The following is a 14,266-nucleotide window of genomic DNA, read 5'->3' as shown; positions in this document are numbered from 1 at the left end:
CTTTTCCCATTTGTGATGCCTGATCCTTCCGTCGTGCGGAAACCCAGGCATCAGTCGAAGCGCTGGCCCGGTATGTCGGGCTGGCGCTTCGCCATTTATGCGGTGGCCTTCGCCTGCGTGGCCGTCATCGCAGTCCGCGCGCTCCTGATGGACGTGTTCTACATCCCGTCGGGTTCAATGGAGCCGCTGCTGAAGGAAGACGACCGCGTGCTGGTCTCCCGGACCGACTACGTGTCCGCGGAGGCCATGCGCGGCGACGTTGTTGTCTTCGACGGGAGGGGTTCATTTGCGCCCCTGGGCGACGGCGGGCTGCCGGAGGTGCTGGCAGGTGTTGCGCACTTCTTCGGGCTTGGCGTGTCGGAAACAACCTACGTGAAGCGGGTGATCGGCACGGGCGGTGACACCGTTGCCTGCTGCGACTCCTCCGGGCGGCTGTCGGTCAACGGGAACGCGATCGAGGAGCCCTACGTTTTTCCCATGGACGCGGCGAGCGAAACGGACTTCGAGGTCGTGGTTCCGGAGGGTAAGTTGTGGCTCATGGGTGATCACCGTTCCGAGTCCTTCGACTCCCGCGGCCTGCTCGGTGCACCCGGCGGCGGACTCATCTCCGAGGAGCGGGTGGTCGGCCGTGTCACCCACGTCCTTTGGCCCTTCGAACGCTTCACCGTAATCCCACGCCCCGCCGACCACGCGTCTTCCGCCGGTCAGTCCTGAACGCACAGCAGAGGAACAACACATAATGGCCGAAGCCCATCCAGGGAAACCGAACGACGGCGGTGAGGACGCGGCGGAAACGCCCACTTTCGACGGTCCCGGTGAGGAAACCACCTCCGGCGGTTCAGCGGCCCGCTCTCTGGGCAGCTGGGCGAAGGAAGTCCTCATTATCGTCGCTGTTGCGCTGCTGCTCTCCTTTCTTATCAAGACCTTCCTCTTCCGGGCCTTCTTCATTCCCTCGGGTTCCATGGAGAACACGCTCGAAATAGACGACCGGATTTTCGTGAACCAGTTGGTTCCAGAGCCTTTCGAGCTCAAGCGGGGCGACATTGTGGTGTTCCGCGACACGGAAGGCTGGCTCCCCGAGACAGCGGCTGCAACAGCGGATACCGGGTGGTTCAAGGACGCCCTCATCTTTGTCGGCCTGCTGCCGGATGAATCCCAGCAGCACCTGGTGAAACGCGTGATCGGCCTGGAGGGAGACCGGGTAATCTGCTGCGACGCCGAGGGCAGGATCACCGTCAACGGTGAACCCCTCGATGAACCGTACCTGTTCCCGGGCGCCAATCCTTCGGACACACCCTTCGACGTAACAGTGCCTGAAGGGAAAGTCTGGGTCATGGGAGATCATCGCAACGCGTCGGCGGATTCTCGTGCCAACACCGACAAGCCCGGTGGGGGATTCATCGATGTTGACGACATAGAAGGAAAGGCGGCCGTCGTCGCCTGGCCACTGGACCGGATGGGTTTCCTCGGCAACTTCCCGGAGGTCTTTGCAGGAGTTCCTGAGACGGCGCCTGACAGCTCCGGGCAGGAACAGCCGGCGCCGTGACAGGGAAGGCGCCGACACTCCGCTATGAACGGTCATTCCTCGCCGAAGGCCACCGCTTTCTCGCAGGCTGTGATGAAGTGGGCAGGGGAGCGTTGGCCGGTCCGGTCACCGTGGGTCTTGTGGTCATTGATCTTGCATCCGCCAAAGGGCTGCGGGGGGTAAGGGACAGCAAGCTTCTGCGCGCACCCGAGCGAGAGGCTCTGGTTCCGAGGATTCAGCGCTGGGCGGCCGCCTACGGGGTCGGCCACGCAACGGCCGCCGAGATCGACGCAGTAGGACTGATGGCAGCCCTGCGCTTTGCCGGTAACCGCGCGTGGGCTGAAGCTACCCGGGAGGTCCGGCCGGACGCGGTCATCCTCGACGGCAACCACAACTGGCTTGCGCCGGTGCCGCAGGGTTCGCTGTTTGACGACGTGGAGACACTCGAGGTCAGCTGCGACGCCCCGGTCCACACGCGGATCAAGGCGGACCTGCAGTGCCTGAGCGTCGCTGCGGCCAGCGTCCTGGCCAAGGTGGAACGGGACCGGCTGATGGTGGGCTTCGCACAGGAGTACCCGGGCTACGGATGGGAAATCAACAAGGGGTACGCAACCGCCTCCCACCGTGCCGCCATTGACGGGCTTGGGCCGAGCAGCGAGCACCGGCGGACGTGGCGCCTTGGCAGTGCGGTCGCCGAGCCCGGCATGCCTGCCGTTGAAAGTGGGGGATGATGGGTTTATGAGCGCCGAAGATCTCGAAAACTATGAAACCGACATGGAGTTGCAGCTCTACCGTGAGTACCGCGACGTCGTCAGCCTGTTCAATTACGTGGTCGAAACCGAGCGGAGATTCTATCTCGCCAACCACGTGGACCTTCAGGCGCGTTCGGCGGACGGTGAGATCTATTTCGATCTCACGCTGAACGATGCGTGGGTGTGGGATGTCTACCGTTCAGCCCGGTTCGTCAAGACTGTCCGGGTCATCACTTTCAAGGACGTCAATGTCGAGGAATTGGCGAAGTCCGATGATATTCCGCTTCCCAAGGACGGTTCCCTGAGCGGCTGACTTCCGCTCCACATTCGCCTGAGTCCGCTGGGGTTTCCCACATAAGCGCACTCTCCTCCGCCTCCGGTTACCTGCTGCTCCACGCTGGTAACCGGAGGTGTTTTTATGAGAACCAAGGACGAGTTGGGCAGGCGGGGCGAAGCACTTGCTTCCCGTTACCTGGAGGAAGCAGGTTTCAGGGTCATCGACCGCAACTGGCGGTGTCCGCTGGGGGAGATCGATGTCGTCGCGGTGGACGGCGCCACCCTGGTGGTCGTCGAGGTGAAGACCAGGTCCTCGGAGGCATTCGGCCACCCGCTGGAAGCGATCACTCCCGGCAAGCTTGAACGGCTGTACCTGCTTGCTTCCCGTTGGGCGCGGGCACACGACCTCCGTTTCTCCGGATTCCGCGTGGACGCGGTGGCCATCATCGATGACGGCACCGGTCACCCGGTCATCGACCATCTGCGGGCGGTGAGCTGATGCCGCTTGGACGCACCTACGCCGTCTCCCTGGTGGGGCTCAACGGTTACATCGTGGAGGTTGAATCCGACATCGGGCAGACCCTGCCGGCGTTCATCCTGCTCGGATTGCCGGACGCCTCGCTCTCCGAGGCCAGGGAGCGCATCAGGGCGGCAGCGCGCAATGCCGGCCTTCCTCTCACCCGGCGCAAAATAACGGTGAATCTCGTGCCGGCTTCCTTGCCGAAGCGCGGATCCGGCTTTGACCTTGCCATAGTCATGTCAGCCCTGGCGGCTGCCGGGGACGTCCGCCATTGCGGACGCACGGTGTTTCTTTCGGAACTGGGACTGGACGGGCGGCTGCGGCCCATCCGTGGCGTACTCCCGGCGGTGATGGCCGCTGTGCAGGCCGGGTTCACCAGCGTGGTCGTGGCCGGTGGGAACGCCGCGGAAGCGAATCTCGTACCGGGCGCCGAGGTGAAAAGCTATGATTCGCTGGCGGAGGTGGCGCTGGCGTTCGGAGCGGATCCGGCATCCGTCGAGCTTCCGGCGGCGCAGCCGCCGGACGCTTGTACCCAATCTGTCCATAAGGGTCCGGACCCGGTGCCCAAGGATATGGCGGATGTCGCGGGCCAGTCGGAAGCACGGTTCGCCGTCGAGGTCGCTGCCGCCGGAGCACACAACCTGATGATGGTGGGCCCTCCCGGCGCCGGCAAGACCATGCTGGCTGAACGCATTCCGGGAATCCTCCCCGATCTCACGGACAAACAGGCCATGGAGGTCACCGCCATCCACTCTCTGGGCAGCGCGGAGGCATGCCGGGAGCTGAGACGCCGACCGCCGTTCGAAAGTCCACACCACACGGCCAGCGCGGCATCGATCATTGGGGGAGGCAGCGGCATCCCCCGCCCGGGTGCGGCATCGCGCGCACACCGCGGCGTACTCTTCCTTGACGAGGCCCCCGAATATCAGCGCCGCATCCTCGATGCTCTGCGGGAACCGCTGGAGAGCGGGGAACTGGTCCTGCACCGTGCAGCCGGCACGGCCACCTATCCCGCACGCTTCCAGTTGGTGCTTGCCGCCAATCCTTGCCCCTGCGGACAGTCGACCGGTAAAGGCATGGACTGCACCTGTTCTGCCCAGCAGCGCAGACGCTACTTCGGCAGGATGTCCGCGCCGCTCCTTGACAGGGTCGACCTGCAGTTGGAAATGCACAGGGTCAGTCTCCATGACTTCTCCGGTTCAGCCACCGCTGACTCAAGTGCGGCGATCGCATCGAGGGTGGCAGATGCCCGGGCGGCGCAGGAGAACCGCCTATGCGCGTGGAATTTGTCCACAAATGCAGAGGTGCCGGCAGCCCTGCTGCACAACGAACTCAGGCTCAGCCGTAAGGCAACCGTGTCTGTGGACAAAGGGATTGAAACGGGAGCTATCACCAAGCGCGGCTATGACCGGGTTCTCCGGGTGGCGTGGTCTATCGGTGATCTCGCGGGGCGGACCATGCCCAACAGTGATGACGTCACAACGGCGCTTCTCTTCCGCACTCAGGAGGAAGCAGTATGAATGGATGGACGGAGGAGCAGATTTCCCGGGCGGGTCTGGCCCGTCTGTTCGAAGCTTCGGATAACGTCGGGTTTGGCCTGGTAGCGGCTGCCGGGCCTGTCGAAGCGTACCGGATCGCCACCGGCGTTTCGTCCGCCGGTCCGAGCGTTCAGCGGGCGCTTTTTGACGTCCTGGAGAGCCATGGCCATGAGATGCGACGGGACGCGCTGACGGAAGCCATCACCCGCTGGAGTGCGCGCTGGGACACACTCGCACCGCTGAGGGACCTGGAAACGGTCCGCCGCTTCGGGGGCACCCTGCTTACCCCGGAATCGGACTGGTGGCCTACGGCGCTGGCGGACCTCCAGCTCAGCGAACCCCTGTGCCTATGGGTCCGAGGCGAAAATCCGGTGCCAATTCCGCCGCAGAACCGGGTGGTGTCGATCGTCGGCTCACGCGACAGCACGAGCTACGGGGAGAACGTGACGGGTGCCCTGGCCTCGGGGCTGGTCGGACGCGGTTTCACGGTGGTGTCAGGCGGCGCTTTTGGAATCGACGCATGCGCCCACCGGGCGGCGCTGAAAATCGCCGCCGAGGACAATCCGCTGCCCACGCTGGCAGTGCTGGCCTGCGGCATCGACCGATACTATCCAGCCGGAAACGAGGGCCTGCTCCGGAATATTGCCCAGCGCGGACAACTGATTTCAGAGGTACCCCCCGGCTCGTCAGCTTCGAGATACCGATTTCTCCAGCGAAATCGACTCATTGCGGCGCTCAGCGCCGTCACAGTGGTCGTCGAGGCGCGGTGGCGCTCGGGGGCCCTCAATACCGCGCATCACGCCGCTGGCATTGGACGCTCCGTTGGAGCCGTTCCGGGTTCTGTCCAGTCTCCCAATTCGGCTGGCTGCCACAGACTGCTCCGCGACGGCAGCGCCGTCTGCGTCACCGATGCTGCGGAGGTGGCGGAACTCGCCGGCCCCCTTGCTGTCGAAGCGGTACAAAAGCGTGCTGTCGTACCGGCCCTGCATGACGGCTTGACGGTGGAGGATCTGTTGCTGCTCGACGCCCTGCCTGTTCGCGCATCCTCGACCGTGGACAAGCTCGCATCCGTTGCCGGCCTGAGTATTGCCGGCGTCCTGGCCGGGCTGGGCCGGCTGGAGACTGACGGCCTTGCGCAGCGCGGTGACGGCGGCGGCTGGCGTAAACGGCCGCGATGACCAGCCCGTAATCCGGCTCCCCGGGCTGATGGGCCACCAACAGAGGGCCGCCCGAACCTGCACACCCCTGAACATTCACAGCGCACCACCCGGAAGCAGACACATGAAAGGGATATCCACCATGAACACCTTCAAGATCATCGACAGCCCGGTCGGGGGACTCGTACTCGTAGCCAGAGATCAGGACCTCGTCGGCGTCTATCACGAGTATCACTCGCCCGAGCCCTCGCCGGTTATTCTCGGGCTGCCCGCTGACGAGGAACTCCCCAATGACCAGCCCCCAGAGGTCGCCTCGAATGGCTCTCCCGCTACTAGCGACCCGGATGCTGCCTCTGCAGTGTTCCAGTCAACGGAGGAGTGGCTGCGCGGGTACTTTCGTGGCGTGATGGCTCCGCCGCTCAGCTACAACCTGGTGGGTGGAACCGAGTTCCAGCGCAAGGTCTGGGCCGCCGTCGCGGAGATCCCCTACGGTGAACGTCGTACGTACAAGGAGGTCGCCGGCGCTCTCGGAAATCACGCCATGGGCCGTGCAGTGGGGGCAGCGGTACGCGCCAACCCGTTGTCAATCGTTATTCCGGGACATCGGGTTGTGGGGGCAGGCGGTGCCATTACCGGCTACGCCGCCGGCGTTGCCGTCAAGCGCTCGCTGCTCGAACTGGAATCGGCGGTGGCCGAGATGGCCGCGCAGGCAAATGGCCCGGCGCCGTCCGCCTCCCCTTCACCCGTCCAGCACACGGCTTCCTGAAGCGCGCGGCGGTGTGGCTCCTTGATCGGACACCCACACTGGCGCACAGTAGCTTCAGGCGGGGCGGACCAAGCGCAGGGAAGCCATTGATGGATCGGGAGCAACGGATGAGAGAACGGCGAGGGGGGAACCGACCCACCCTCCCGTTCGCCAACGAATCCGAAGGGTTCATCCGCTATCTGGAACGCGAACGTAATCGCTCCGTCCACACTGTGCGCGCTTACCAGGGCGACCTTGAGAATTTCGCGGCGTTCTCAGCTTCCCTTGGTATCGCCACCCTTGCGGGGCTGGATCTGACGTGCCTCCGGTCCTGGCTCGGCTCACTGGACCAGCAGGGGCTCTCACGTGCCACCATCGCCCGCCGCGCAGCAACGGTGCGGAACTTCCTCGCCTGGGCAACCCGCGAGGGTCATCTGGCAGAGAATCCCGCATTACGCCTGAAAGCCCCTCGTCGCCGCAACGGGCTTCCCGATGTCCTCTCGGTATCCCAGCTGGAGCCGCTGCTCGCTGCCGCGCAGGACGCGGCGGTAGGAGGCGACCCGCAAGCGCTACGCGCCCGGGCTCTCCTCGAGCTGCTCTACGGATCGGGGATCCGCGTCGGGGAGCTGGTCGGCCTTGACCTCGATGATCTGGACCATGACCGCCGTATGGTGCGTGTGCTGGGCAAGGGCAACAAGGAACGCACCGTACCGTATGGTGTGCCTGCCGCCCAGGCACTGAACGACTGGATCGGCAGGGGAAGAACGCGTTGGGTCAAGCCCGACAGCGGCGCTGCACTGTTCCTTGGTCCCCGCGGGCGCCGCCTGGACCAGCGCCAGGCACGGTCCGTCGTGGAGCGGCATCTCGCCGGCGTCGACGGCACCGGTGCCACGGGCCCCCATGCCCTGCGCCATACCGCGGCAACCCACCTGCTCGACGGAGGAGCAGACCTGCGCGCCGTTCAGGAGCTTCTCGGGCACCGGAGCCTTGCGACAACGCAGCTCTACACCCATGTATCGGTGGACCGGCTTCGGCGCAGTTATGAGCAGGCGCACCCGCGGGCATGAACGCACGGAATCCGGCGCAGGTAATTACAGTGGCGCGATTTGCGTTCATGGGGCAGAATGTTCCTTGTTACCCCGTGGACTGAGCACACCACATCCAAACAATAACGGGACAGTACGCCGATAGTTGAAGGTCGTTGGGGAAGACGTACCTACAGCTATGGAGGATGGAATGTCTGTTGTGATGGCGCGTGGTGTTTTGTATATACACTCAGCCCCTTCTGCGTTGTGCCCTCATATCGAGTGGGCCGTCGGATCGGTGATTGATCAGCGACTCGACCTGCAGTGGTCGCCGCAGCCCGCCGCGCCCGGAATGTTCCGCTCCGAATTGTCCTGGGTTGCCGCTCAGGGATCCGGAGCGAAGCTGGCTTCCGCGCTGCGCGGTTGGGCGCACCTGCGCTACGAGGTCACCGAGGAGCAGAGCGCAGGGGCGGACGGCGGGCGCTGGTCGCACACCCCCGAGCTGGGAATCTTCCACGCTACGACCGACGTACACGGCAACGTGATGATTTCCGAGGACCGCATCCGTTACGCCTATGAGGCGGGAGCCGGAGACCCGGCCGCGGTCTACCATGAGCTGTCCCTGGCGCTGGGCGAGTCCTGGGACGAGGAACTGGAGCCCTTCCGGCACGCGGGAGAGGGTGCCCCCGTTCGCTGGCTGCACCAGGTCGGCTGACCACAGCCCTGAAACGCTGAAGGAGGCCGGGTACCCTCAGGTACCCGGCCTCCAGCGTGTGTTCCGGGAGAGCCGGTTAGACGTTCTTCACCACTATGACCGCATTGTGGCCACCGAACCCGAACGAGTTGCTCAACGCGACGATATCGCCCGCCGGAAGGTCACGTGCCGAGGTCACTACGTCCAGCGGGATCTGCGGGTCCTGGTTCTCAAGGTTGATGGTCACCGGGGCCCGACGTTCATGAACAGCCAGCACAGTCATGACGGCTTCCACCGCACCGGATGCACCGAGCAGGTGACCGGTCTGCGACTTCGTCGCCGAGACGGCCACCGAGTCAACCTGGCTGCCGAGTGCCGTCTTGAGAGCAACGTATTCCGGCTGGTCACCTACCGGGGTGGAGGTCGCATGTGCATTCACGTGAACAACATCGGACGCCTGCACGCGCGCGTCAAACATTGCGGCCTTGAGTGCACGGGTTGCGCCGAGTCCCTCGGGGTCCGGGGCTGTGATGTGGTAGGCGTCTGCCGTTACGGAGGTACCGGCGAGTTCACCATAAATCCGCGCGCCGCGGGCGAGGGCATGTTCCTCCGCCTCGAGCAGAAGGGCACCGGCCCCCTCACCCATCACAAAACCGTCCCGGTCGATGTCGTATGGGCGAGAGGCATGCTCAGGGTCATCATTGCGGCGGGACAAGGCCTGCATGGCAGCAAAGGCCGCGATCGGCATCGGATGGATCGCTGCTTCAGCGCCACCGCACATCACGACGTCGGCCTTGCCGGACCTGATCAGATCCAGTCCGAGGTGGAGCGCCTCGGTGCCGGAGGCACAGGCCGAAACCGGTGTGTGCGCGCCGGCGCGTGCTCCAAGATCAAGGCTGACTGCGGCCGCCGGACCATTGGGCATCAGCATGGGGACCGTCATCGGAAGAACCCGACGCGGGCCCTTTGCCTTCAGCGTGTCCCAGGCGTCCAGCAGCGTCCAGACGCCGCCGATACCGGTGGCGAATGCCACCGCCAACCGGTCATGGTCGACCTCCTCGATTCCGGAGTCCCGCCAGGCTTCCCGGGCCGCTATCACCGCGAACTGGGTGGAGGGATCCATTCGCTTGGCTTCGACCCGGGTCAGGACCTCGCTGGCAGGCGTCGATACCTGCGCGGCAAAGGTGACCGGAAGCTCAAATTCAGCAACCCAGTCCGCTTCGATGGTGCGGGCGCCGGAAACGCCCTTCAGCGCGTTCTCCCACATGGTGGGAACATCGCCGCCGATGGGTGTCGTGGCGCCCAAGCCGGTAATGACTACTTTGCGTGCCATGGTTCACTCTTTCGATGCGTCGTTGTTTCCGTGTGGAAGGTGAGCTGATGGAGCGGCGATGACCGTAGCTGCCATCGCCGCGTCCACGCTAAGACTGTGACTTGGCGATGAACTCAACTGCGTCGCCGACGGTCTTGAGGTTCTTGACTTCCTCGTCGGGGATGCGCACGCCGAACTTCTCTTCGGCATTGACCACGATGGTCATCATGGAGATGGAGTCGATGTCCAGGTCGTCGGTGAAGGACTTGTCCATCTCCACGGATTCGGGCGCGAGGCCGGTCTCTTCGTTAACGATTTCTGCCAGTCCTGCGAGAATCTCTTCGTTGCTAGCCATGGTGGCTCCTTTTCTTGTGTCCCGGTAAGTACCGGATCGGTTCGATCGAGCCGCGGAGTGCGGCCCGAAGCGGAAAACTAGGGGAGAACAACTACCTGGGCGCCGAACACAAGCCCGGCACCGAACCCGATCTGCAGGGCGAGGCCGCCGCTGAGTCCGGGATTCTCCGCGAGGAGGCGGTGCATTGCCAGAGGAATCGAGGCTGCCGACGTATTTCCCGCGTCGACAATGTCCCGAGCCACCGCCACATGCTCGGGCAGGCCCAACTGCTTGACCATTTCATCGATGATGCGGATGTTCGCCTGATGCGGCACGAAGGCGACGAGATCTTCGGCCCGGATTCCTGCAGCGTCCAGGGCCTGCTGTGCCACTTTCGCCATCTCCCACACAGCCCATCTGAAGACGGTGGGTCCATCCTGAAGCATAGTCGGCCAGATGGCGGATTCCGCGGCTGAGGACAGGGCCTCCGGTCCTTCCGCGAGTGCAGCGAGCGAAAGGTCCCGGACGTCGAGCAGCGAATGCGTCATGCGGATGGATTCGTGCTTGCTGCCGTCCGATCCCCAGACGGATGGACCGATCCCGGGTGAGTCGGACGGACCGATGATGACGGCACCGGCTCCGTCACCGAGCAGGAAGGAAATGGTGCGCTCGGTGTTGTCAATGAAATCCGACAACTTCTCGACACCGACCACGAGCACGTAGTCGGCCGTTCCTGCATGGACCAGGGCGTCGGCCTGCGCGATCCCGTAGCAGTACCCGGCGCAGGCCGCTGAAATATCGTAGGCAGGTGCCGGCGTGGCGCCGAGCCGGTCTGCGAGCTGCGCTGCGGCGGAGGGAGTTGCGTATGGATGCGTCACGGTGGAGACCAGTACGGCGCCGAGCTGTGACGCTTCGATACCTGCATCCTCCAGGGCGGCGCGGGCCGCGGCTTCGGCCATGTCAATGACGCTGGTGTCCTTGTCCGCGCGGTGACGGGTTACGATGCCGGTGCGCTGGCGAATCCACTCGTCGGACGAGTCGATCCACTGGCAGATGTCCTCGTTGGTGACGATCACCTCGGGGCGACAGATGCCCAAACCGTGGATGCGGGTGTTCTCCTGCAGCGGAGACTGATTGAGGGTGGGAGTAGTCACGCGTTTCCTTCTGCGATGGGGGCGTCCGCTGGCGGAGCGGTGCGGGAGTGTTCGTCCATGAAGGCCCGGGCGGCGCTCAGGTCCTCGGGCGTTTTTACTGCCAGTCCGGCCGTTCCGCGCATTCCCCGCTTTGCCAGCCCTGTCAGGGTACCCGCCGGAGGAAGTTCCAGCACACCGGAGACGCCCATATCCTGGAGTCGCTGCATGCACAGATCCCAACGGACAGGGCGCGAGACCTGCGCTATCAGACTGTCCAGATTCAAGTCTCCGGAAGCCACCGGCTCGCCGTCGAAGTTGGACAGCAGCGTGGCGAGGGGCTCCGCGGGTGAGAGCGAGGGGCGGAGCTCCTCAAGCGCTTCCACCGCTGGAGCCATGTGATGGGTGTGGAAGGCGCCTGCCACCTTCAGCGGGATGACGCGGGCTTTCTGCGGCGGATCTGCCGCAAGGGCGGCGAGCTGGTCGACAGTGCCCGCCGCGACAATCTGCCCGCCCCCGTTGGCGTTCGCTGCGGTCAATCCGTGCCGCTCAAGGGTGGCTGCGACGTCGTCGGGGTCTCCACCCAGAACGGCACTCATGCCGGTGGGTGTCACGGCGGCCGCGGCGGCCATTGACTGTGCCCGGGTGCGAACAAGCCTGATGGCATCCTGCTCCGTGAGCGCTCCGGCGACAGCTGACGCTGTCAGTTCGCCGACCGAGTGTCCGGCAACCACGGTGGAGGAGGTGAGTGGAGTGTCTCCCAGGAGTACGCGGGCGGCAACCAGTCCCGCGGCGACAATCAACGGCTGTGCTACTGCGGTGTCTCTGATGGTCTCCTCGTCGGAGACCGTGCCGTGAAGCACGAGATCGACGCCTGCTGCCTCGCTGAGAGCCTCAAGATGCTCCCGCACGCCCGGAAGGTCGAGCCACGGGGTCAGGAATCCGGGGGACTGGGACCCTTGTCCAGGGCAGAGAATTGCGAGCACGTATCAAGCTTTCCAAATCGGCGGTCAGAAGCAGGGTGTTCCGGTGCACGAAGCTCCCGAAGCCACTTTGTAGGAAGTCTACAACGAAGGAGCGCGCTCCGGCCGTGTTGCTGAGCGCTCCGAAGCGGTCTTCGGCGGCGGTGCGAGCCGGCCGATGACCAAAGCAGTCTGGAGAACAAACGCCTCCCGGGGGATCAGCGGGTCCCACCCGGTGATGTCACAAACGCGTCGAAGACGGTATCGGACGGTGTTGGCGTGAACAAACAGTTCACGTGATGTGGCTTCGAGCGAGTGACCCAGGGCGAGATAGGCGGAGAGCGTCTCCTCAAGTCCGTTCTGGGCATTTGCCAGGGGACGGTAGATGTTGCGGAGGAGGGACTTGCGCGCGGTGTCATCGCCAGAGATGACCCGCTCCGGCCACAGGTCGTCGGCTGCAACCGGACGCGGCGCGGACGGCCAGGCTCGGGCGGCGGTGAGTCCGGCGAAAGCTGCCTGTGCTGACCCGCTGGCCGCTACGAGTGAAGCGGATTCGGGCCCGTAAACCACCGGTCCCGGCCCGAATAATTCGCTCAGCCTGGCGTAGGCGCTGTTCCGGTCCTGTACGCCGCCGAGGACAAGAATGAGACGGTCCCCCTGGATGCCGACCAGTGTGTCCTCGGCAAGCCGGCCGGTGGTGCGGCGCAGTTCATTGAGGAACATTGCGTTGGGTTCGGCCGGTGAGCTGCCGACCATGACGGTGATCGGTGCCTGCGACTTCCATCCCACGGCCGCAATCCGGGAGCGCAGTGCGTCCGAGCTTTCTCCGCGCAGGATGGCGTCAACAACCAGGGCTTCGAGCCTGGTATCCCAGGAGCCGCGGGTTTCGGCTGCACGGGCATACACATCTGCTGCCGCGAAGGCCACTTCCCGCGAGTACCTGAGAACAGCTTCCCGCAGGAGGCCCTGATCCGCGTTCGAGGCGAGATCGGGGACCTGGTCCTCGACCACCTGGACAACCACCCGGATGAGCTGAAGCGCCTTCTGCAGGCTGATGGACCGGGTGAGCTCAGTAGGTGCAGTACCGAACACATCGCTGAGAACCCATGCAGGCGAGACCGGCTTCTGGTACCAGTTCACAAAGGAAGCGATGCCCTTCTGGGCAACCAGGCCCAGCGCTGAGCGCTCATCCGGACGCAGGTTCCGGTACCACGGCAGGGAGGAATCGAGCTGCTTCAGGGTAGCCGTGGAGAGTGCACCGATCTGTGTGCGGAGCCGGTCCACGGTGGCCGGGTCCGGAGCGGGAAGGGACGATCCGCGCGGGGGAGTGGGCGATGCCATAATTCGAGCATACGGCCCGGACACCTTCGGCTCCATTTTGTACGAAGGCTACAAACAGAGCCTTAACGGCGAACAGGACCCGCCGGCTTCCGAGGAAGGCCGGCGGGTCCTGTGGATCCGCACTGGGTTACGAGTCACCACCCGCATTGCCGGTGGTGCCCGCGTTGACATCGAGCAGTGAGTACTTTTCGATGGCCTGGCGGGGTGCGTCGGGGTCGACTTCGCCGCGTTTGGCGAGGAGTTCGAGGGTGCGTACGACGACGGAGTGTGAGTCGATCTTGAAGTACCGTCGGGCGGCGGCGCGGGTGTCGGAGAAGCCGAAGCCGTCGGCGCCGAGGGTGGCGAAGTCCTGGGGGAGGAATTGCCGGATCTGGTCGGGGACGGCTTTCATGTAGTCGGTGACGGCGACAATGGGTCCGGGTGCGTTGCCGAGCTGTTCGGTGACGAAGGGGACGCGGGCTTCAGCGCCGGGGTTGAGGAAGGCTTCCTCCTCGGCGGCGAGGGCGTCGCGCCGCAGCTCGGTCCAGGACGTCACGGACCACACATCGGCCGACACACCCCATTCCTCGGCCAGGATCCGCTGTGCTTCGAGTGCCCATGGGACCGCCACACCCGAGGCAAGGATCTGCGACTTTGGAGGGTTTTCGGCCGCGTGTCCGTCCTGGAGTTTGTAGATGCCCCGCAGCAGCCCGTGTACGTCAAGGTTCTCGGGCTCGACGGGCTGGAGGATTGGCTCGTTGTAGACGGTGATGTAGTACATGACGTTCGGATCCGAGCCCGAGACCGCATTACCGGCTCCATACATGCGCTCCAAACCGTCCCGCATGATGTGGCCGATTTCGTATCCGTACGCCGGGTCGTAGGTGATGACGGCGGGGTTGGTGGAGGCGAGGATGGGTGAGTGGCCGTCTGCGTGCTGGAGGCCTTCGCCGGTGAGGGTGGTGCGGCCGGCGGT

At 64.6% G+C, this 14,266-nt stretch carries 16 protein-coding genes; 10 read left to right on the top strand and 6 right to left on the bottom strand.

Annotation, left to right across the window (positions count from 1 at the left end; all coding sequences use genetic code 11):
* The first annotated feature begins 15 nt into the window (after positions 1 to 15).
* From lepB (BLS52_RS04985) to BLS52_RS04940, 10 genes are all read left to right on the top strand, one after another.
* Entirely contained in the window at positions 16 to 714 is a 699-nt protein-coding gene (gene lepB, locus BLS52_RS04985) for a signal peptidase I (RefSeq protein WP_090584882.1), read from the top strand.
* Between the two features lie 25 nt (positions 715 to 739).
* On the top strand, positions 740 to 1,546 hold the full coding sequence (gene lepB, locus BLS52_RS04980; protein ID WP_090584880.1) for a signal peptidase I: 807 nt from the start codon (positions 740 to 742) through the stop codon (positions 1,544 to 1,546).
* Complete coding sequence (locus BLS52_RS04975; protein WP_090584879.1) at positions 1,543 to 2,256, top strand: ribonuclease HII; 714 nt, start codon at positions 1,543 to 1,545, stop codon at positions 2,254 to 2,256. Before lepB (BLS52_RS04980) ends, BLS52_RS04975 begins: the two co-directional genes overlap by 4 nt.
* Positions 2,257 to 2,263: 7 nt before the next feature.
* A complete protein-coding gene (locus BLS52_RS04970; RefSeq protein ID WP_026543798.1) occupies positions 2,264 to 2,590 on the top strand; it encodes a DUF2469 domain-containing protein in 327 nt (108 codons plus the stop codon).
* A gap of 105 nt (positions 2,591 to 2,695) precedes the next feature.
* A complete protein-coding gene (locus BLS52_RS04965; RefSeq protein WP_026543797.1) occupies positions 2,696 to 3,052 on the top strand; it encodes a YraN family protein in 357 nt (118 codons plus the stop codon).
* The gene (locus BLS52_RS04960) at positions 3,052 to 4,593 is read left to right on the top strand and encodes a YifB family Mg chelatase-like AAA ATPase (protein ID WP_090584876.1); all 1,542 of its coding nucleotides are present in this window, start codon (positions 3,052 to 3,054) and stop codon (positions 4,591 to 4,593) included. Before BLS52_RS04965 ends, BLS52_RS04960 begins: the two co-directional genes overlap by 1 nt.
* Positions 4,590 to 5,789 carry a DNA-processing protein DprA gene (dprA, locus tag BLS52_RS04955; RefSeq protein WP_090584874.1) on the top strand — a complete coding sequence of 400 codons (1,200 nt, stop codon included), beginning with the start codon at positions 4,590 to 4,592 and terminating at the stop codon, positions 5,787 to 5,789. Before BLS52_RS04960 ends, dprA begins: the two co-directional genes overlap by 4 nt.
* Positions 5,790 to 5,910: 121 nt before the next feature.
* Positions 5,911 to 6,534 (top strand): methylated-DNA--[protein]-cysteine S-methyltransferase, encoded by a 624-nt coding sequence (locus BLS52_RS04950; protein WP_175460092.1) that lies wholly within the window; start codon positions 5,911 to 5,913, stop codon positions 6,532 to 6,534.
* Between the two features lie 107 nt (positions 6,535 to 6,641).
* Complete coding sequence (locus BLS52_RS04945; RefSeq protein ID WP_035778504.1) at positions 6,642 to 7,580, top strand: tyrosine recombinase XerC; 939 nt, start codon at positions 6,642 to 6,644, stop codon at positions 7,578 to 7,580.
* Positions 7,581 to 7,749: 169 nt separating this feature from the next.
* Positions 7,750 to 8,253, top strand: coding sequence for a DUF3145 domain-containing protein (locus BLS52_RS04940; RefSeq protein WP_026545015.1), 504 nt, complete (start codon positions 7,750 to 7,752; stop codon positions 8,251 to 8,253).
* A gap of 76 nt (positions 8,254 to 8,329) precedes the next feature.
* On the opposite strand, the gene fabF is transcribed toward BLS52_RS04940, so the two are convergent.
* The 6 genes from fabF to BLS52_RS04910 form a co-directional block, all read right to left on the bottom strand.
* The gene (fabF, locus tag BLS52_RS04935) at positions 8,330 to 9,565 is read right to left on the bottom strand and encodes a beta-ketoacyl-ACP synthase II (protein ID WP_026545016.1); all 1,236 of its coding nucleotides are present in this window, start codon (positions 9,563 to 9,565) and stop codon (positions 8,330 to 8,332) included.
* A gap of 88 nt (positions 9,566 to 9,653) precedes the next feature.
* Positions 9,654 to 9,899, bottom strand: a complete 246-nt coding sequence (locus tag BLS52_RS04930) for an acyl carrier protein (protein WP_026545017.1) — start codon at positions 9,897 to 9,899, stop codon at positions 9,654 to 9,656.
* A gap of 77 nt (positions 9,900 to 9,976) precedes the next feature.
* A complete protein-coding gene (locus BLS52_RS04925) occupies positions 9,977 to 11,032 on the bottom strand; it encodes a beta-ketoacyl-ACP synthase III (RefSeq protein ID WP_090584870.1) in 1,056 nt (351 codons plus the stop codon).
* Positions 11,029 to 11,994, bottom strand: a complete 966-nt coding sequence (locus BLS52_RS04920; RefSeq protein ID WP_026545018.1) for an ACP S-malonyltransferase — start codon at positions 11,992 to 11,994, stop codon at positions 11,029 to 11,031. The genes BLS52_RS04925 and BLS52_RS04920 overlap by 4 nt, the downstream gene beginning before the upstream one ends.
* 78 nt (positions 11,995 to 12,072) lie before the next feature.
* Complete coding sequence (locus tag BLS52_RS04915; RefSeq protein ID WP_090584868.1) at positions 12,073 to 13,311, bottom strand: PucR family transcriptional regulator; 1,239 nt, start codon at positions 13,309 to 13,311, stop codon at positions 12,073 to 12,075.
* A gap of 127 nt (positions 13,312 to 13,438) precedes the next feature.
* Positions 13,439 to 14,266 (bottom strand): transketolase-like TK C-terminal-containing protein (locus BLS52_RS04910; protein WP_425425026.1); only part of this gene is annotated, 828 nt, incomplete at its 5' end.

It is taken from the genome of Arthrobacter subterraneus (assembly GCF_900099735.1).
Classification (GTDB): Bacteria; Actinomycetota; Actinomycetes; order Actinomycetales; family Micrococcaceae; genus Arthrobacter_D; species Arthrobacter_D subterraneus.
The sequence above is the reverse complement of the archived record's forward strand: the minus strand, read 5'-3'. Positions and strand labels throughout refer to the sequence as shown.